The following is a 16907-nucleotide window of genomic DNA, read 5'->3' as shown; positions in this document are numbered from 1 at the left end:
GACTCTACTTCGGGTCGACGGTCTGGGCGATGCGCTCGGCCTCGTCGCGGTCGGCGCCGTCCTGGGCCATCACCCAGACGTGGATTTCGGCGGGTTCAGTCGCGCGCTGGAACAGGTGCTCCATGGCGATGCGGCGCTGGCCTTCAGTCGTCACCACCGAAACGCGGCTGCCGACCGTCACATGGTCCCCGTCGTAGATGGGAAACTGCGACGTCGGCCCGGCGTAGATCATCAGATAGGTCTTGCCCGCCTTGCGCGCCGAATAGACCTGGGCGCCCGGCGCCGCACGGCCCTCGACCAGCTGGAAGCCCGCCGGCAGATCAATGATGAACGGCAGGGCGGCGCGCTCGGCGACGCTCAAGCCTTGCGGCGTCGGCGCCGGAACGGGCTCAGTTCTGCGGATCGGCGCTGCCGGAGCCGGAGCTGGCGTCGGCGTTGCAACAGGCGCCGGCGCGCGCTGCGGCGCGGACGAAGCCGGTTGGGGCGCCGGTTGCGGTCTGGGCGCCGCGACGGGCGCCTGCTGGGCCTGTGTCGGCTGGGTCAAAGGAATCTGGGTCAGAGGTGTCTGGGCCGGCGGAGTCTGGACCGAAGGACGCTGAGCCTGCGGCGGCCGAGACGGCGCGGCGGATGAGGGCGCAGTCGAACCGGCCGAAGGCGGCGCGCCGTTCAGACGACGCGTCAACTCCTCGATGCGGGCCCGTTCTGCAGGATCCTGACGGGCGGCGGCGGGCGGCGGGGCCGGTCGCTCCCGCCCCTGCGGCGCAACCGCGCGCTGCGTCGGCTGAGGCGTCGGCTGGGGCGCAGCCTGGCGCGCAGGTTGGGGCGTCGGCTGCGCAGCGGGCGTCGTCGCTCTTTGCGGCGCGGGCGGCGCGCCGTTCAGGCGGCGCGTCAACTCTTCGATGCGGGCGCGCTCGGCCGAATCCTGCTGCGCGGCGGCGGGCGTCGCGGACAGGGCCAGAGGAGCGGCGAGCGACAGGGCGGCGACAAATACGGCTTTCATGGCCGCGACATTGGCGGCGGGGGCCGCACCGGGTCAAGCGGCCATCGCGCCCGCCGGATCAGGCGCCCGGCAGCTCCACCCAGAAGGTCGCGCCATGCCCCGGCGCCGAAATCACGCCGATCTCGCCGCCCTGCAGTTCGACCAGCCGCTTGGCCAGGGTCAGGCCGACGCCATGCCCCTCAATGGCCGAACGCTCCAGACCCAGACGGTTGAAGGGCTCGAACAGTTGCGCCTGCTTCTCGTCCGAGAGACCTGGCCCTCGGTCCGTGACCTCGATACGGACGCGGTCCCCGCTCCAGGCCGCGCGCAGGACGACCAGCCCGCCCGAGGCGCCGTATTTGACGGCGTTGTTGGCCAGATTGCCGACCACCTGCGTCAGACGCTGGGAATCGGCCCGCGCCACCAGGTGATCGCCGGCGGCCACGACGTCGATCTTCACCGCCGCCGCTTCAGGATTCAGCAACAGACTGCGGCGGACGTCCTCCAGCACGCCGGCGACATCGGTCGGGCGAATATCCACCTTGACCGCGCCCGCCTCGGCCCGCGCCACGTCGAGCAGGTCGTGGGTCAGGGCCTCGACCTGGCGGGCCGTCTTGACCAGCATCTGCGCCATCTCGACCTGGTTGGGCGTGGCGGCGCCCAGGTGCCCTCCGGCCCACAGTTCGCCGATGCCGATGACGCCGCCGATCGGGCTCTTGATCTCATGGGCCACATTGGCCAGCAGCCGCGATTTGGCCGCCGAGGCGCGCTCGGCCCGCAGCCGTCCTTCCCTGGCGCGCTGCATCAGCCCGTCACGCTCTTCCAACAGGGCGGCGACCATCAGGATCGGCATATAGCCCAGCAGGATCAGCAACTGCGCCAGCAGGGCGCGATCCTCGGGATCGAACTGATGATAGGGACCGTGCCCGGCCATGGTGCCGCCGATGGCCACCACCGACACCACCAGCAAGGCCCAGGCCGCGCCGATCACGCGAAAGCGCACCGCCGCGAGCACGATCAACGGCAACAGCAGAAAGCCGTAAGGCAGGCTCATATGCGAAAAGATGGCGTAGCAGGCGCTGGCGAGCAGCACGCCCAACCCGATAGCCTCGGCCAGGCGCGCGGGCTGCTTCAGCATCCTTAGATGCGTCTTGCGCAGGCTCAGTCCGAACACGCCGATCACGGCGAAGCCCAGGGCATGGCCGCTCCACCAGATACGCAAGGCGTCCAGGAAGTTCTGGTCCGCCATATTGAACAAGGCCACGGCGGCGATCAGGGCCGACGGCAAGGGCGCGATCGCGCATACGGCCAGGAAACGCGCCAGGCCTTGCACGCTGTCGACATGCAACCCCGTGACCACACGGCGCGTCAGCACGACCGCCAGCACGATCTCCAGCAGATTGGTCAGGGTGAAGAGGATCGACAGCGACGGACCGTTGCCCGCCAGTATCTCGCCGGCAAAGACGCCCGCCAGTAGCAGGACGCCGAAACCTAGGTCGTATTGCAGGCCGCGGCCGCCGCGCAGCCATACAGCCATAGCTAGGCCGCCGGCGCCCCACAGGGCGGCGACCAGACCGTTGGCGCGAGCGAAGCTGATCGCGAGAACCACCAGCACGGCCACGCCCAGCGCGGTCAGCATCGGAGCCAGCGGTCGGCGGAAGAAGTCGGCGTTCGGCGGCGCCAGGGTTTCAACCGGAGCGGTCCCCTTGCCCGTCGCGTCCAATGCGACTTCTCCTCTTTGGAGCGCGCGGCTCATGCTCATCAATCCGGCCTAGAACTAGAGTCTTAGGCCCTGATCTTCGCGCGCGTTCCTAAACATCCCCTGAAGCGTGACCCTAGGATCAATACGCGGTTCGCAGCGCCTCATCGAAAGCGCGCACGGCCGCCGCCGGGCCGTCAGGATGGCGCCAGACCCCGGCGCTGACCGCCACGAAGTCGGCGCCGGCCGCTGCGATGGCCCCGGCGTTTTCGACCGTAACGCCGCCGATGGCGACACAGGGAACCTCCATCGTCTCCTGCCAGATGGTCAGGATCTCCGGTTCAGCGTGATGGGCGACATCCTTGGTCTGCGTCGGGAAGAAGGCGCCGAAGGCCACATAGTCGGCGCCGCCCTCGGCCGCCTCCATCGCCAGGTGGCGGCTGTCGTGGCAGGTGACGCCGATCATGGCGGCCTCGCCCATGATGCGCCGCGCCTCGGCCAGGGAGGCGTCCTCCTGCCCCACGTGCACGCCGTCGCAGCCCGTGGCGCGCGCCAAGTCCGGCCGATCGTTCAGGATCAGGGCCACGTCATGCGCCTGGCAGATCGGCTTCAGCCTGGCGACGGCCGCACGAATCTCCTCGTCCGAGGCCGCCTTCAGGCGGATCTGCAGGGCGGCGCAGTCGCCTGCCGCCAGAGCGGCCTCCAGCTCTGCGGCGAACGCCTCCAGGTCCGGGATGGCGGCCGGCGTGATCAGGTACAGCCGGCAGGCCGGGCGGGCGGGAATTTGCGGTTGACGAGCCATGGCCGAGCCCTGCCCGTCGCCGACGTCGTCGTCAATGTCGCATGTGCATGCGAATGATTTGCACCCGCCTTAATAAGTGCTATAGCGAGCCATTCTCAGTGTTCCGGGTGCCTCGCCTTGTACGTCTGCAACTGTAACGGTCTTCGCCAGCGTGACGTCGCCCTCGCCATCGAGGCGGGCGCCAACCGTCCCAAGGACATCTTCGCCAGCCACCAGTGCGCGCCTCAGTGCGCCAAATGCGTCTGCGAAATGCGCCAGATGATCCAGGAAACACAGGCCGCCTTCGCCATCGCCGCCGAATAGAGGCGGATTTTGAAAGCGGATTTCACTCGCATTATCAATGCAGTGATAAGAACTCGCAAATAATCCACGGCGTTTCCGCCGTGTTATGAAGTCCTTACGGGCGGCCGAAAGGCCCTGTCGTCGCGCCGACGTCGCTTTCGCCGCCGCTGAAACAAGGACGACGACCATGAAGGGCGATCCCGCGATCATCCGCACCCTCAACGCGGTGCTGACCAATGAACTGACGGCGGTGAACCAGTATTTCCTGCACGCCCGCATGTTCGAAAGCTGGGGCCTCGCCCACCTGGGCAACGTCATCTACGAAGAATCGATCGGCGAGATGAAGCACGCCGACATGCTGATCAAACGCATCCTGTTCCTAGACGGCCTGCCCAACCTGCAGGATCTGCACAAGCTGAAGGTCGGCGAAGACCCCATCGAATGCCTGGGCGCCGACCTGCAGCTGGAAATCGACAGCCGCGCCGCCACCCGCGACGCCCTGACCCAGTGCGAAGAAGCCCGCGACTACGTCAGCCGCGACCTGCTGCTGAAAATCCTGGCCGACACCGAGGAGCACATCGACTTCCTCGAGAACCAACACAGCCTGATCAAGCTGATGGGCGCGCAGAACTATCTGCAGTCGGCCATGAAGGAAATCACCACCGACGGCGCCGCCACCGGGAACTGATCCGAAGGCCGGGCGCGGCGTCGGAGGGCGGGAACGTCCGCCGCGCCCGGTTGTTCTTGGCTGCATGAGCAGCATGGACGACGCCCTCGACGCCGCCCGCGACCACGCAGCGGATTTTCTCAACGCCGAAGGCCGCGACTGGCGGCACGTCGCCCTGGGCGCCGCGCTGACCGTCGGCTTCGCCCTGGCGGCGACGGCTGTGGCGACCCGCGCCGTTCCCCCGCAGACACGCGGCCTGACCGGCGCCCGAAAACGCGAGGGTCCGATCACCGAGCGGCCGCGCGGACCGTTCAGCCTGATCCTGCCCGCCGTCTTCTCGGCCACCACCCTGTCGGCCCTGCGCGTGTGGAACGCCCCCGCCCGTCCCGGCCGCAACACTGCAATGGGTCTGTGGGCTGTCGCCCAGGCGGTCAACGCCGTCTGGCTGGCGGCGCGGCCTACTGGCCGCTGGACCCAGATTCTGGCCGCCATGTCCTCAGCCGGTCTGGCCGCCGCCTTCGCTCATGAGGCGCGCAAGCTGGATCCCGGCGCAGGCAAGCTGGCAGCCCCCACAGGCATGGGGGTGCGCCTGGCCAATCAGGCGGAACGCGGCCTGGACGACGCCGCCTGAATCCGCGGGTCGCCGAGCAGCGCCATTGCCCTTTTTCGCTTGATCCTCTAGGGCTCGCCGCGATTTGGCGCGCCACGCCCTGGCGGTCGGCGCCTGCCGCCCCCCAGCAACGAGCCCTACGGTTCTCATGAAAATCAACGCCAACACCATCAAGCCCGGCATGGTCCTGCAACACAACGGCGGCCTGTGGGTCGTCACCAAGGCCAGCCACGTCAAGCCCGGCAAGGGCGGCGCCTTCGCCAACGTCGAGGCCAAAAACCTCGAAACCGGCAACAAGCTGAACGAACGCTTCCGCTCGGAAGACAAGGTCGAGCGCGTCACGCTGGAACAGCGCGACTACTCCTACCTGTTCGACAACGGCGAAACTCTCGTCTTCATGGACGACGAGTCCTATGAGCAGATCGAACTGCAAAAGGGCTGGGTTGGCGAAGACCGCATCCCCTACCTGCAGGAAGGCATGAAGGTCGTCATCGAGTCGCACGAAGAGCGTCCGATCGGCCTGGAACTGCCGGAACAGGTCGTGCTGGAAGTCGTCGAGACCGAGCCGACCGTGAAGGGCCAGACCGCCTCGTCGTCCTACAAGCCCGCCAAGGCCTCGAACGGCATCCGCGTCATGATCCCGCCCTTCATGTCGACGGGCGAGAAGATCATCGTCGACACCTCGACCGGCGAATACGTCCGCCGCGCGGACTAACAAACGCCGTCATTCCCGGCCAAGGCCGGGCGCTGTAAAGACTACAGGGGCGCGGATGGTCCGCGCCCCTTTTGCTTCTCCGTCCATCCGGGCCGCAGGCTTTTGAGGATCGACGGATCAGGAGAACCGCCTATGGCCCTCGCTTCCGCCCTGCTCCAGGTCATGATGGACGCCGTCCGCAAGACCGCCCGCCCGATGCTCCGGGATTTCGGCGAGGTGTCCCAGTTGCAGGTGTCCCGCAAGGGCCCCGGCGACTTCGTCACCGCCGCCGACGTCAAGGCCGAACAGACCCTGTTCGAACTGCTGCTGAAGGCCCGTCCCGGCTACGGCTTCCTGGGCGAAGAGCGCGGCATGGTCGAGGGCACCGACAAGACCCACACCTGGATCGTCGACCCGATCGACGGCACCACCAACTTCATGCACGCCATGCCCCACTTCGCCATCACGGTGGGCCTGGAGCGCAAGCATCCCGACGGCACGTCCGAGATCGTGGCCTGCGTCACCTACAACCCGGTCATGAACGAGATGTTCTGGGCCGAAAAGGGCAAGGGCTGCTATCTGAACGACACGCGCATCCGCATCGCCGGGCGCGCCGACATGGCCGAGTGCCTGATCGCCACGGGCCTGCCCTTCATCGGCAAGACGGGCCACGGCCAGGCTATCAAGGACATCCACGCCGTCGGCCAGCGCGTCGCGGGCATCCGCCGCCTGGGCGCCGCCTCGCTGGACTTCGCCTGGGTCGCTGCGGGCCGTTACGACGCCTATTTCGAGCGCAACCTTCAGCCGTGGGACGTGGCGGCGGGCATCCTGCTGGTCACTGAGGCCGGCGGCGTCGTCACCGCCATCGACCAGGACGGCGACCCGATGAACGGCAAGCAGATCGTCGCGGGCAACCCGGAGATACAAGCCAAGCTGCGCAAGATCCTGCGCGAGGCCTGACGTCACCCACTCCCGATGGGAGAGGGCTTGAGCCTCCAAGAGCGAAGCGATTGGCAAGGCGAAAGGGTGAGGGTTCACGGGTGAAGTCGGCGTTAGCCGTCACTCAGCGCTCGAACGGATACCTTAGCCCCTCTCCCTTTCGCGCAAGGGCGACGGCTGCGCCGCCGCGCGCTCAAGCCCTCTCCCGCCGGGAGTGGGTCACGCGATCACGCGCCTGTCACGTCCGGCCCCTACCCTTCGGCCATGATCGCCGCCATCCTGACCGCCGTCCTCCTGTCGTCGAGCCAACCGGCCATGTCCGCTCCTCCCGCCAAGCCCATCGTCATCGCCCACCGGGGCGCCTCTGGCGAACGGCCCGAACACACCCGCGCCGCCTATGAGCTGGCGATTGAACAGGGCGCCGACTTCATCGAGCCCGATCTGGTCATGACCCGCGACGGTCATCTGGTCGTCCGTCACGAGAACGAGATCGACGAGACCACCGACATCGCCGACCGTCCCGAGTTCGCCGACCGCCGCACCACCCGCGCCGTGGACGGCGTGCCCATCACCGGCTGGTTCACCGAAGACTTCACCCTGGCCGAGCTGAAGACCCTGCGCGCCCGCGAGCGCCGGCCCGCCCTGCGCCCCGCCTCGGCCGCCTTCGACGGGCAAGAACCGATCCTGACCTTCGACGAAGTGGTCGAGATCGCGCGTGAGGCCGGCGCCCGCGCCGGCCGCGTCATCGGCGTCGCGCCCGAACTGAAGCACCCATCCCACTTCGCCGCTCTGGACCTGCCGATGGAGGACGCCTTCGTCGCCGCGCTGGAGCGCCATGCCCTGACCAGCGCCGACGCCCCCATCCTGATCCAGTGCTTCGAGGTCGGGACGCTGGAACGGTTGAAGGCGCGCATCGACGCCCCCCTCCTGCAACTGATGCAGGCGGGCGGCGGTCCTGCCGACCGACCAGGCGCGACCTATGCCGAGATGGCCACGCCGCAGGGGCTGGCGGAGATCGCCCGCTATGCCGAGGCGGTCGGCGTGCAGGATTTGATGGTCGTGCCGCGCGACGACGCAGGCCGCGCGCTGGCCGCCTCGCCCCTGACGGTCGACGCCCATGCGGCAGGCCTGAAGATCGTGGTCTGGACCTTCCGGGCGGAGAATCTGTTCCTGCCCGCGCAATATCGCGTGGGCGACGCGCCCGCCGATCACGGCGACCTGACGGGCTGGCTGAAGGCGATCTACGCGCTGGGCGTCGACGCCGTGTTCAGCGATTTTCCCGCCGCCGCCGTCAACGCGCGCTAGCTCCTCTCCCGCCGGGAGAGGGTTTTACTCACGTTCCCTGAAACTGCAGCTTGGCCAGACGCGCATATAGGCCGCCCTTGGCTGACAGCTCCGCGTGCGTGCCTTCCTCGACCACCTGGCCGCCGTCCATCACCACGATGCGGTCGGCGCGCAGCACGGTCGCCAGGCGGTGGGCGATGACCAGGGTGGTGCGCGCCTCCATCGCCTGATCCAGCGCGGCTTGCACCAGGCGCTCGTTCTCGGCGTCGAGCGCGCTGGTCGCCTCGTCCAGCAGCAGGATCGGCGCCTCGCGCACCAGAGCCCGCGCGATGGCCAGACGCTGACGCTGGCCGCCCGACAGGCTCTTGCCGCGCTCGCCCAGCGGCGTGTCGAAGCCTTCCGGCAAGGCGTCGATGAAGCCCAGCGCCTGCGCCTCGGCGGCGACGGCGCGGGCTTCGTCCAGCGTGGCGGCCTCACGGCCGAAGCGGATGTTCTCCAGCGCCGAGCCCGAGAACAACGGCGCCTCCTGCGACACCCAGGCGAAGCGGTTGCGCACATCGACCGGATCGGCCGCGCGCACGTCCACCCCGTCCACCGACACCAGACCGGACTGCGGATCATAAAAGCGCAGCAGCAGGCGGAAGACCGTCGACTTGCCCGCCCCCGACGGCCCGACCAGGGCCACCGTCTCGCCCGGCCGCACGGTCAGGCTGAAGCCCTTCAGGGCGGGCAGGTCCGGACGGCCCGGATAGGCGAAATCCACCGCCGACATCGACACCTCGCCGCGCGGCGGCTGAGGCAGGGCGACCGGATTGGGGGGCGGAGCGATGGCGGGGGTCGCCCGCATCAGTTCGTCGATCCGTTCCATGGCGCCCGCCGCCTTCTGTACGTCGCCCCAGCTTTCGCCCAGCGCCCCGACCGCGCCCGCCGCGAACACCGACAACAAGACGAATTGCAGCAGGGCGCCCGGCGTCATGGTCCCGGCGATCACGTCCTGCGCGCCCAGCCACAGCACCAGGGTCACGCCGCCGAACATCACCATGATGATCATGGCGGTCATCACGCCGCGCGCCCGCATCCGCTTCAGGGAGACGCCGAACGCCTCCTCCACCGCCGCGCCGAAACGGCCGATGGCGCTCTTTTCGCGGCCGAAAGCCTGAACCGTCTCGATGGCGTCGACGCTTTCGCCCGCAAAGCCCACGGCCCCGGCGAAGGTGTCCTGCGACTGCACCGTCAGGCGGCGCACCACCCGGCCGAACAGGAACAGCGGCACGATCAGCACCGGCACGATCAGCAGGACAAAGCCCGTCAGCTTCGGACTGACGAAGAACAGCAGGGCGACCCCGCCGATCAGGGTCAGGAAGTTGCGCAGCGCATAGCTGACCGAGGTGGTCAGCAGCGTGTCCACCAGTTGGATGTCCGTGGTCAGGCGCGACAGCACCTCGCCCGTGCGCATATGGGCGAAGAAGACCGGGTCCAGCGTCAGGATGCGCTGGAACAGCGCCGTGCGCAGGTCGGCGATCATCCGCTCGCCCGTCTTGGTGACGTAGAAATAACGCAGCGCCGTCGCCAGCCCCAGCACCACGGCGTTGAGACCCAGGATCAGGAACCACTTGTCGATATTGGCGCCGCCGTTCTCGAACCCCTGGTCGATGGCGCCGCGCGCCGTCGCCGTCAGCGCCAGCGACGCGACCGTCGATCCGATCAGCCAGACCGTGGCGATCGCCGCGTCCATCTTGTGCCGCCCCAGGAAGGGCAGCAGCCGTCCCAGAGGTCGGATGTTGCGGCTCTTGGCGCGCTTGCCGCCCGCCTCGTCCATCTGTTCGGCCAGAACGGCGCCGGCGCCGGGGCGGCCGGTCGGTTGGGCGTGACGTTGAGGTTCAGCTTGGGTCATGGTCGCGCTCTTGCCCCGGAACGCACCCCGGTGTAAACGCCGCCCTTCGCTCCCGTCGCGCTCTGCGGCGGGATTCTCTATTTACGCGCAGTGACGGTCGGCATCGTCGTCGCGCAGAGACGGACAAGATCGATGAAAGCGGACACGCACCCCGACTACCACTTCATCACTGTTGTGATGACCGACGGCACCACCTACCAGACCCGTTCGACCTACGGGAAGGAAGGCGCCACGCTGAACCTGGACATCGACCCGACGTCTCACCCGGCCTGGACCGGCGGCAACCAGCACCTGATGGACCGCGGCGGTCGCGTCTCGCGCTTCAACAACAAGTTCGGCGGCTTCATCAAGAAGTAAGCCACGCTTGGTGCGACAAGTTCGCCACAAAAGCGCCGGTCCCAGGGCCGGCGCTTTTTTGTTGCCCGGAACACCGTTAACATGGGCGCGTTCGATTACTCGGGGCGTGGACGTTGGGTCCGGGCCGATATCGGACCACAAGAGTTGCAGACGATGAACCGACGGGAATTGGGCCTTGGCGTCGCCACGACGAGCCTGACGCTGGCAGCCGCGAACGGGGCGCTGGCCCAAACGCGCACCACGGACCCGCAAATCTTCATCGCCGGCTTCGACGCCCAGGCCGGCCGCCTGCCCGCGGCCCAGCAGGCTGACGTCCGCGCCGTCTATCAACTGACCGGCGGCAAGCCGATCTGGACCGCCGACCGCCTGCGCATCCTGCAGGAAGTCGCCCAGGGCGCTGAACGTCATGGCCTGCCCGCCGGGGACTTCTTCGACTTCGTCGGCCTGGCCGCCGACCGCGAGACGGCCGAGATCCGCACCACCGCCGCCGCCCTGGCCTACGCCAAGGTTCTGTCCGAGGGCCGCGTCCGGCCCGAGACGGTCGAAGAGCTGTGGGAGATGCAGAAGAACAGCGTGGACCTGCCGCGCGGCCTGGTCGACGCCGTGGCCGTCAACAAGCTGAGCCAGTGGTTCGACGCCCTGCCCCCGACGGACCTGGGCTACACCAATCTGTCGGCCGGTTACGCCCGCTATCGCCGCATCGCCCGCCAGGGCGGCTGGCCCGCCTTCCGTATCGGCGGCACCATCGAGCCGGGAACCAGCGACCCGCGCATCCCGGCCCTGACCGCCCGCCTGGCCGCCGAGGGCGACCTGAGCGCCGCCGCCGCCGAACGCCTGAAGGGCAACCTGGCCTACGGCCCCGAACTGGAGCAGGCGGTCCGCAGCTTCCAGACCCGGCACGGCCTGGGGTCCGACGGCCGCATCGGCGGCGCCACCCAGCGCTCGCTGACCGCCACCGCCGAGGATCGCGCCCGCCAGATCGCCCTGAACCTGGAGCGTCGCCGCTGGCTGAAGCGCGACCTGAATCCGGAGCGGATCGAGGTCAACACCGCCGCCGCCATCATGGTCTACTGGAAGGACGGCAAGCCGGTTCACTCCAACCGCGTGGTCGTCGGCACCGCCGCCAACCAGACCCCCAGCCTTGAAAAGCCCTTCGCCTCGGTCGTGGCCAATCCGCCGTGGACCGTGCCCATGGGCATCGCCCGCCGTGAAATCCTGCCCAAGGGCCCCGGCTACCTGGCCGCGAACGACATGTACGTCAACGCCGACGGCTGGGTGGTGCAACGCGCCGGTCCGAAGTCGTCGCTGGGCAATGTGAAGTTCGAACTGCAGGACAGCTACGCCATCTTCCTGCACGACACCCCGGCGCGGGGCGCCTTCAACTTGTCGGTGCGCCAGCGCAGCCACGGCTGCGTGCGGGTGCAGGACGCCATCGGCTTCGCCCGCCTGCTGCTGTCGCCCGATCCCGAGCGTCTGGCCCTGTTCGACGCGGCCCAGGCCAGCGGCGAGACCAAGCGCGTGACCACCGGCCGCAACATCGGCGTGCGCCTGCTGTACTGGACCGCCTTCGTCGACGGTCAGGGCCGCGTCGCCTTCCGCGAGGACGTCTACAAGCGCGACGCCAAGCTGGCCGACGCCCTGGGCATCGCCGTCAACCTGCCTCAGGTCATAGCCGACGCCCCGATCGATCCGGATGAAGTGACGCCGTAAGGCATCCACCTCTCTCCTCTCGTTGCATGGGGAGGAGAAGCCTTATCCGAAGGCGGCGCGCAGCAGGTCCATCTGGTTCAGGACGGGATTGGCGGGCGCCTCGGCGGGCTCCACATACATCTGGCGGTCCAGATGCAGGACGCGGTCGTAGAGCTTCTCGGCTCGCACCGCGTATTCGATCAGGGCGATGGGCAGGTCGCCGCGACGCGGCTCCGTCTCGATGCGGCGATCGGCGAGGCGATAGCGGGGGTCGCCCGCCGCCTCGGCGCTCATGTCCTGTTCCCGCACGGCGCGCTGCACCAGCAGCCAAGACGCGATCTGCATCAGCCGCGTCGTCAGCTTCATGCTCTCGCCCGCATAGGACAGGGCGGCCGCGCGCGACAGCAGGCGCGAATCCTGGCGTCCGTCGCCGTCCAGATAGGCGGCGGTCTCCTCGACCAGCTCCATGCCTTCGCGGAAGGTGCGCTCGAAGAGCTCCGAGCGTGCGAAGTCCAGCACTTCGGCGCCGGCGAGGCGCGTCGGGGTCAGATCGGCTTCGATGGCTGTCACGGGCGTCTATCCATGCATCTCATGCATCCGCTGGGTGCAATCGTCATGCCACGGAAGCTGATTCTGCGGGAGAGGGCCGTCGAAACCGTCCCCAACCGCCCGCGCCTCAGCGGAAGTTGAACAGCGCGTAGGCGGCGCTGCGCTGCGAGGACTTGCCGTCGATCGCCGCGCGGGATCGGGCGATCTCGGCCTCCAGGGCGGCGATCCGCTCCTGCAATTCGTCCACAGCGTAGAGGTCCAGGTCTTCGCGTCCCAGGGCGGCGATGGCCTCGCCGCGCTGCGGCCGGGGCTCCAGATCTTCGAAACTCATCCTCGCCTCCTTGGCCATTTCGAGCATGAACCCCTATGTGAACGCCGCATTGATCCGGAATGCAAGCCAAGGGAGCCGCCGTGCCCGCAACCATGAAGGCCATCGAGATCGAGAACGGACGCGGCCCCGCCGACGCCCTGCGCCTGACCACGCGCGCCCTGCCCGTTCCGGGCCCCGGTGAAATCCGCATCCGCGTACGTGCGGCGGGCGTGAACCGTCCCGACATCGTCCAACGCGAAGGTCGCTATCCGCCCCCGCCGGGCGCTTCGGACATTCTTGGACTAGAGGTCGCGGGCGAGGTCGACGCCGTAGGCGATGGCGTGGCGCGCTGGGCCGTCGGCGACCGGGTCTGCGCCCTGCTGGGCGGCGGAGGATACGCTGAATACGCCTTGGTCGACGCCCGCCACGCCCTGCCGATCCCCGACGGCCTCGATTTCACCCAGGCCGCCGCCCTGCCCGAGACCGCCTTCACCGTCTTCGCCAACGTCTTCGAAGGCGGCGGGCTGAAGGCGGGCGAGACCCTGCTGATCCACGGCGCCACCAGCGGCATCGGCGTCATGGCCATACAGATGGCCAAGGCGGCGGGCGCCCGAGTCATCGCCACCTCTCGCGGCGCCGCCAAAGCCGAGGCCGCCCGCGCCCTGGGCGCCGACGTCAGCCTGGACGCGACTGAGCACGATCTGGCCGCCGCCATCCAGGAGGCGGGCGGCGCCGACGTGGTGCTGGACATGGTCGGCGCGGCCTACGCAGAGCTGAACCTCAACGCCCTGAAGCCCGGCGGGCGCTGGGTGGTGATCGCCACCCTGACCGGGGCCAAGGCCGAGATCGACCTGATGCGGATCATGCTGAAGCGGATCGTCCTGACGGGCTCGACCCTGCGCAGCCGCCCGGCCGACGAAAAGGCCCGCCTGGCGGCCGCCGTCGAGGCGACCGTTTGGCCCTGGGTCGCGTCCGGCGCCGTTCGCGCCCAGGTCGAGGCGACCTTCCCCCTGGCCGAAGCGGACGCAGCCCACGCCCATCTGGAGGCGGGCGCCCACGTCGGCAAGGTCGTGCTTCTGCCCTAAAAGAAAAGGACGGGAGGCCGCAGCCTCCCGCCCTCGTTTTCAGACAGGCCGGTGTTTACCAGCGACCGCCGCCGCGCGCCGGACGTAGCGACGAAATCCGGTCGTTCATGCCCGTATTGGCCAGGTTGCGCATATCGCCGCTGACGATCTCGCAACGGCCGCGATAATAGGCGTCTTCACAGACCTCCCAGGCGCCGCGCGACAGGCGGATCGAGCTGATCGCGTCGTTCATGCCCATGTTGCGCAGGTTCGGGACTTCCTCACGGAAGCTCATCGACTGGCCGCGATAATCAGAGTCGCGATAGACGGTGATCGAGGATCGGCCCCAGCCGCCGTTGCCGGGGCGACCGTCGTCCCAACCGCCGCCGGGGCGGCCTGGACGCCCGTCATCCCATCCGCCGCCCGGACGGCCGGGGCGGCCGCCGTTCTCGAAATCGCCCTGAAAGCGGCCGCAGACCAGGCGTCCGTCGCGGTTGACGATCTCCTCGCTGGAGCAGCGCGCCAACTCGATCGAGGTCTCGCGCATATTGCCCCGCATGTCACGGCAATCGGCGTAGAGGCGCCCCTGATTCACATACGACCCAGTGCAGCTCTGCGCATACGACCCGCGCGGCGCGCCGCGCTGCATCACCTGCGCCTCCGCCGTGCTCACATTGACGACGGAAAAGCCGCCCGCCGTCATGACCAGTCCTGCCGCTGCAATCACGAACTTCTTCATGACACGGTCTCCTTCGAGGTTTCTCTTGGCGCACAACGCGCTCTAGCCCCCAATGTTCATCACGACAGATGAACCTTCGCTGTATGAAGACGACAGACGACGTTTTCATTTCGGCCAAGATCACCTATAAAGGCCTTCTCGCGCCCGGCCGAAAAGGTCGGGCGCCGTCGATTCAAACGCCCGTTTTTCGGGCCGCAACCGCCGGGATCCATGCCCATGACCGACATCCTGATGCCCAAGGCCACCGCGGTCTGGCTGGTGGACAACACCTCGCTCTCGTTCGAGCAGATCGCCGACTTCTGCGGCCTGCACCCGCTTGAGGTGCGCGGCATCGCCGACGGCGACGTGGCGCGCGACATTCGCGGCGCCGACCCCATCGTCAACGGCCAGCTGACCCGCGAAGAGCTGGACAAGGCCCAGAACGATGAAAACTACCGCATGAAGGCCGTGGTCAGCCGCCACGCCGAACTACTGAAGCCCGCCAAGTCGGGTCCGAAATACACGCCGGTTTCGCGTCGTCAGGATCGCCCGGACGCCATCATGTGGTTCGTCCGCAACCACCCCGAAGTGACCGACGCCCAGATCGCCAAACTGCTGGGCACCACCAAGGCCACGATCGAGAGCGTGCGCAACCGCACCCACTGGAACTCGGCCAATATCAAGCCGGTCGATCCGGTGACGCTGGGCCTGACCGGCCAGCTGCAGCTGGACGAAGTGGTGCGCAAGGCCGCCGACAAGAAGGCCAAGGACGACGCCAAGAACGGCGTCCTGCAACCCATCGAGACCGAGGCCGAACCGGAAGTCGTCCTGGAAGAGGCCGAAGAAGAATACGGCCTCGGCGCCGAGCCCACGGCCGAATCGGTGTTCGGCTCGCGCGACTGATCCAACCGATCGACAAATACAAAACGGCCCCGGAAGATCGCTCTTCCGGGGCCGTCGTCGTTTCGGATGCTAGGCCCGCTAGTGGGTTCGGGCTTCCAGACTACTGATCTCTTCCTTAAGTCGCAGCTTTCGCTGCTTCAGCTCCCTGAGGTGTGTCGGGTCCGCGGTGGGGCGGCGCATCTCCTGCTGGATCGTTTCATCCAGCGACCGATGCCGATTACCCAGTTCGCGAATACGAGCCTCGATGGTCATGGCTTGCGCCTCCATGTCTAAGGGACCACTACACTGAGCGCCCGGTTCGGCGAGGTGTGGAATCACATTGCAGTGACCCCCGCCGCTCCGGACACGGACAGGTTGGAGGCGAATTTGGCCGATGTTGTGAACACGACCGTTCGGGCGCCGGCGCCCCCTCGGCTAGTCGTTGGAATCTCAGGTGCTTCGGGCGTCATCTATGGCGCGCGCGTGCTGGACGCCCTGCGCGAACTGGGGGTCGAGAGCCACCTGGTCGTCACCCGCGCCGCCCTGCTCACCTTGTCGCAGGAGACGGATCTCACCCCCGACGACCTGACGGCCAAGGCGGATGTGGTCCATCGGCTGAACGATGTCGGGGCCACCATCTCATCCGGCTCCTTCCGCACGCTCGGCATGATCGTCGCCCCTTGTTCGGTGCGGACCATGAGCGAGATCGCCACCGGCGTGACCTCGACCCTGCTGACCCGCGCCGCCGACGTGACTCTGAAGGAGCGCCGCCCCCTGGTGCTGATGGTGCGCGAGACGCCGCTGCACCTGGGCCACCTGCGCACCATGACCGCCCTGGCCGAAATGGGCGCAGTCATCGCCCCGCCCCTGCCCGCCTTCTACGCCAAACCCGACAGTCTGGGGCAGATGATCGACCAGTCGGTCGGCCGGGCGCTGGACGTCTTCGGCCTGGACTGGTCGGCCGTGCGCCGCTGGGAAGGACTAAAGGGCGGAGCCGAAGCATGAGCGACGATCTGTGGACCTGGGCCTGCGCCGCCTACGCCGCGCCGGGCGTCGCCGAAGCCTGCCTGTCGCTGCAGGACTATCACGAACAGAACGTCCCCCTGCTGCTGTGGGCCGCCTGGACCGCCGCCACAGGCCGCCGCCCGGACGAAGAGACGATCGAGGCCGCCTGCGACACCGCCCGCGCCTGGCAGACCACCACCATCGCCCCTCTGCGCGCCGTACGCCGCACGCTGAAGACGCCCGTGCCGGACCTTGAGACGGACGCCCGCCTGGCCGTGCGCGAGCAGGTGAAGGCCGCCGAACTAGCCGCCGAGCGCCATCTGCTGAACGGGCTCGAAGGCCTGGCTCCCGCCCCGACCGAAACGCCTCGCCCGCCCGTCGACGCCATGGCCGAAACGGCGCGCCTGTGGGATCGCGTCGTGCCGCGTCCGGCGCTCAGAACCCTGTCCGACCTGCTTCCGACCTGACGCCAGCTCAGCTATA

General features: G+C 68.3%; 20 protein-coding genes. 12 read left to right on the top strand and 8 right to left on the bottom strand.

Annotation, left to right across the window (positions count from 1 at the left end):
- Positions 1 to 4 precede the first annotated feature (4 nt).
- The 3 genes from ACU5AP_RS01195 to thiE form a co-directional block, all read right to left on the bottom strand.
- Entirely contained in the window at positions 5 to 1000 is a 996-nt protein-coding gene (locus ACU5AP_RS01195) for a hypothetical protein (protein ID WP_128720425.1), read from the bottom strand.
- Between the two features lie 58 nt (positions 1001 to 1058).
- Positions 1059 to 2735: a sensor histidine kinase gene (locus ACU5AP_RS01190; protein ID WP_223850833.1), complete on the bottom strand. Its 1677-nt coding sequence runs from the start codon at positions 2733 to 2735 to the stop codon at positions 1059 to 1061.
- Positions 2736 to 2820: 85 nt separating this feature from the next.
- Entirely contained in the window at positions 2821 to 3480 is a 660-nt protein-coding gene (gene thiE, locus ACU5AP_RS01185) for a thiamine phosphate synthase (RefSeq protein ID WP_396487513.1), read from the bottom strand.
- Between the two features lie 117 nt (positions 3481 to 3597).
- Here thiE and ACU5AP_RS01180 point away from each other — a divergent pair, with 117 nt between their 5' ends.
- The 6 genes from ACU5AP_RS01180 (at position 3598) to ACU5AP_RS01155 (ending at position 7977) form a co-directional block, all read left to right on the top strand.
- Positions 3598 to 3783 carry a (2Fe-2S)-binding protein gene (locus ACU5AP_RS01180; RefSeq protein WP_003165676.1) on the top strand — a complete coding sequence of 62 codons (186 nt, stop codon included), beginning with the start codon at positions 3598 to 3600 and terminating at the stop codon, positions 3781 to 3783.
- Between the two features lie 166 nt (positions 3784 to 3949).
- Entirely contained in the window at positions 3950 to 4450 is a 501-nt protein-coding gene (bfr, locus tag ACU5AP_RS01175; protein ID WP_040345814.1) for a bacterioferritin, read from the top strand.
- Positions 4451 to 4523: 73 nt separating this feature from the next.
- The gene (locus ACU5AP_RS01170) at positions 4524 to 5060 is read left to right on the top strand and encodes a TspO protein (protein ID WP_223850832.1); all 537 of its coding nucleotides are present in this window, start codon (positions 4524 to 4526) and stop codon (positions 5058 to 5060) included.
- Between the two features lie 127 nt (positions 5061 to 5187).
- Positions 5188 to 5754: an elongation factor P gene (efp, locus tag ACU5AP_RS01165; RefSeq protein WP_125900057.1), complete on the top strand. Its 567-nt coding sequence runs from the start codon at positions 5188 to 5190 to the stop codon at positions 5752 to 5754.
- 132 nt (positions 5755 to 5886) lie between these two features.
- Positions 5887 to 6693 carry an inositol monophosphatase family protein gene (locus ACU5AP_RS01160; RefSeq protein WP_040345821.1) on the top strand — a complete coding sequence of 269 codons (807 nt, stop codon included), beginning with the start codon at positions 5887 to 5889 and terminating at the stop codon, positions 6691 to 6693.
- 243 nt (positions 6694 to 6936) lie between these two features.
- Complete coding sequence (locus tag ACU5AP_RS01155) at positions 6937 to 7977, top strand: glycerophosphodiester phosphodiesterase (protein ID WP_128720428.1); 1041 nt, start codon at positions 6937 to 6939, stop codon at positions 7975 to 7977.
- 28 nt (positions 7978 to 8005) lie between these two features.
- Here the strand turns inward: ACU5AP_RS01155 and ACU5AP_RS01150 are convergent, their stop codons facing one another.
- Positions 8006 to 9850: an ABC transporter transmembrane domain-containing protein gene (locus ACU5AP_RS01150; protein WP_128720430.1), complete on the bottom strand. Its 1845-nt coding sequence runs from the start codon at positions 9848 to 9850 to the stop codon at positions 8006 to 8008.
- Positions 9851 to 9982: 132 nt separating this feature from the next.
- Between ACU5AP_RS01150 and rpmE the strand changes: the two genes are divergently transcribed.
- Both rpmE and ACU5AP_RS01140 read left to right on the top strand, forming a co-directional pair.
- On the top strand, positions 9983 to 10207 hold the full coding sequence (gene rpmE, locus ACU5AP_RS01145; RefSeq protein ID WP_003168899.1) for a 50S ribosomal protein L31: 225 nt from the start codon (positions 9983 to 9985) through the stop codon (positions 10205 to 10207).
- A gap of 153 nt (positions 10208 to 10360) precedes the next feature.
- Positions 10361 to 11917 carry a L,D-transpeptidase family protein gene (locus ACU5AP_RS01140; protein ID WP_128720431.1) on the top strand — a complete coding sequence of 519 codons (1557 nt, stop codon included), beginning with the start codon at positions 10361 to 10363 and terminating at the stop codon, positions 11915 to 11917.
- A 42-nt stretch (positions 11918 to 11959) separates the two neighbouring features.
- On the opposite strand, the gene rcdA is transcribed toward ACU5AP_RS01140, so the two are convergent.
- Both rcdA and ACU5AP_RS01130 read right to left on the bottom strand, forming a co-directional pair.
- The gene (gene rcdA, locus ACU5AP_RS01135; RefSeq protein ID WP_040345826.1) at positions 11960 to 12466 is read right to left on the bottom strand and encodes a protease adaptor protein RcdA; all 507 of its coding nucleotides are present in this window, start codon (positions 12464 to 12466) and stop codon (positions 11960 to 11962) included.
- Between the two features lie 106 nt (positions 12467 to 12572).
- Positions 12573 to 12776, bottom strand: coding sequence for a DUF1192 domain-containing protein (locus ACU5AP_RS01130; protein ID WP_446680687.1), 204 nt, complete (start codon positions 12774 to 12776; stop codon positions 12573 to 12575).
- 92 nt (positions 12777 to 12868) lie between these two features.
- Here ACU5AP_RS01130 and ACU5AP_RS01125 point away from each other — a divergent pair, with 92 nt between their 5' ends.
- Positions 12869 to 13840 carry an NAD(P)H-quinone oxidoreductase gene (locus tag ACU5AP_RS01125; RefSeq protein WP_446680725.1) on the top strand — a complete coding sequence of 324 codons (972 nt, stop codon included), beginning with the start codon at positions 12869 to 12871 and terminating at the stop codon, positions 13838 to 13840.
- Positions 13841 to 13895: 55 nt separating this feature from the next.
- Here ACU5AP_RS01125 and ACU5AP_RS01120 read toward each other — a convergent pair whose 3' ends face one another.
- A complete protein-coding gene (locus ACU5AP_RS01120) occupies positions 13896 to 14558 on the bottom strand; it encodes a beta/gamma crystallin-related protein (protein WP_040345832.1) in 663 nt (220 codons plus the stop codon).
- Positions 14559 to 14774: 216 nt separating this feature from the next.
- On the opposite strand from ACU5AP_RS01120, the gene ACU5AP_RS01115 reads away from it, so the two are divergent.
- The gene (locus ACU5AP_RS01115) at positions 14775 to 15440 is read left to right on the top strand and encodes a DUF1013 domain-containing protein (RefSeq protein ID WP_003165688.1); all 666 of its coding nucleotides are present in this window, start codon (positions 14775 to 14777) and stop codon (positions 15438 to 15440) included.
- A 78-nt stretch (positions 15441 to 15518) separates the two neighbouring features.
- On the opposite strand, the gene ACU5AP_RS01110 is transcribed toward ACU5AP_RS01115, so the two are convergent.
- Complete coding sequence (locus ACU5AP_RS01110; RefSeq protein ID WP_081461894.1) at positions 15519 to 15692, bottom strand: YdcH family protein; 174 nt, start codon at positions 15690 to 15692, stop codon at positions 15519 to 15521.
- 114 nt (positions 15693 to 15806) lie between these two features.
- Here ACU5AP_RS01110 and ACU5AP_RS01105 point away from each other — a divergent pair, with 114 nt between their 5' ends.
- Both ACU5AP_RS01105 and ACU5AP_RS01100 read left to right on the top strand, forming a co-directional pair.
- Positions 15807 to 16424: a UbiX family flavin prenyltransferase gene (locus tag ACU5AP_RS01105; RefSeq protein WP_446680686.1), complete on the top strand. Its 618-nt coding sequence runs from the start codon at positions 15807 to 15809 to the stop codon at positions 16422 to 16424.
- Complete coding sequence (locus tag ACU5AP_RS01100) at positions 16421 to 16891, top strand: TIGR02444 family protein (protein WP_128720436.1); 471 nt, start codon at positions 16421 to 16423, stop codon at positions 16889 to 16891. The genes ACU5AP_RS01105 and ACU5AP_RS01100 overlap by 4 nt, the downstream gene beginning before the upstream one ends.
- Positions 16892 to 16907 lie beyond the last annotated feature (16 nt).

It is taken from the genome of Brevundimonas sp. RM1, from assembly GCF_052907225.1.
This window is presented reverse-complemented; position numbering and strand designations above follow the sequence as displayed.

What these genes read in the sequence shown, in the direction of transcription:
- ACU5AP_RS01170 (WP_223850832.1), top strand. Translation starts at nt 4,524, where the DNA reads ATGGACGACGCCCTCGACGCCGCCCGCGACCACGCAGCGGATTTTCTC.
- rpmE (WP_003168899.1), top strand. Translation starts at nt 9,983, where the DNA reads ATGAAAGCGGACACGCACCCCGACTACCACTTCATCACTGTTGTGATG.
- ACU5AP_RS01125 (WP_446680725.1), top strand. Translation starts at nt 12,869, where the DNA reads ATGAAGGCCATCGAGATCGAGAACGGACGCGGCCCCGCCGACGCCCTG.
- ACU5AP_RS01100 (WP_128720436.1), top strand. Translation starts at nt 16,421, where the DNA reads ATGAGCGACGATCTGTGGACCTGGGCCTGCGCCGCCTACGCCGCGCCG.
- ACU5AP_RS01115 (WP_003165688.1), top strand. Translation starts at nt 14,775, where the DNA reads ATGACCGACATCCTGATGCCCAAGGCCACCGCGGTCTGGCTGGTGGAC.
- ACU5AP_RS01155 (WP_128720428.1), top strand. Translation starts at nt 6,937, where the DNA reads ATGATCGCCGCCATCCTGACCGCCGTCCTCCTGTCGTCGAGCCAACCG.
- bfr (WP_040345814.1), top strand. Translation starts at nt 3,950, where the DNA reads ATGAAGGGCGATCCCGCGATCATCCGCACCCTCAACGCGGTGCTGACC.
- ACU5AP_RS01110 (WP_081461894.1), bottom strand. Translation starts at nt 15,692, where the DNA reads ATGACCATCGAGGCTCGTATTCGCGAACTGGGTAATCGGCATCGGTCG.
- ACU5AP_RS01190 (WP_223850833.1), bottom strand. Translation starts at nt 2,735, where the DNA reads ATGAGCCGCGCGCTCCAAAGAGGAGAAGTCGCATTGGACGCGACGGGC.
- ACU5AP_RS01140 (WP_128720431.1), top strand. Translation starts at nt 10,361, where the DNA reads ATGAACCGACGGGAATTGGGCCTTGGCGTCGCCACGACGAGCCTGACG.
- ACU5AP_RS01120 (WP_040345832.1), bottom strand. Translation starts at nt 14,558, where the DNA reads ATGAAGAAGTTCGTGATTGCAGCGGCAGGACTGGTCATGACGGCGGGC.
- ACU5AP_RS01130 (WP_446680687.1), bottom strand. Translation starts at nt 12,776, where the DNA reads ATGAGTTTCGAAGATCTGGAGCCCCGGCCGCAGCGCGGCGAGGCCATC.
- ACU5AP_RS01195 (WP_128720425.1), bottom strand. Translation starts at nt 1,000, where the DNA reads ATGAAAGCCGTATTTGTCGCCGCCCTGTCGCTCGCCGCTCCTCTGGCC.
- efp (WP_125900057.1), top strand. Translation starts at nt 5,188, where the DNA reads ATGAAAATCAACGCCAACACCATCAAGCCCGGCATGGTCCTGCAACAC.
- ACU5AP_RS01150 (WP_128720430.1), bottom strand. Translation starts at nt 9,850, where the DNA reads ATGACCCAAGCTGAACCTCAACGTCACGCCCAACCGACCGGCCGCCCC.
- thiE (WP_396487513.1), bottom strand. Translation starts at nt 3,480, where the DNA reads ATGGCTCGTCAACCGCAAATTCCCGCCCGCCCGGCCTGCCGGCTGTAC.
- ACU5AP_RS01160 (WP_040345821.1), top strand. Translation starts at nt 5,887, where the DNA reads ATGGCCCTCGCTTCCGCCCTGCTCCAGGTCATGATGGACGCCGTCCGC.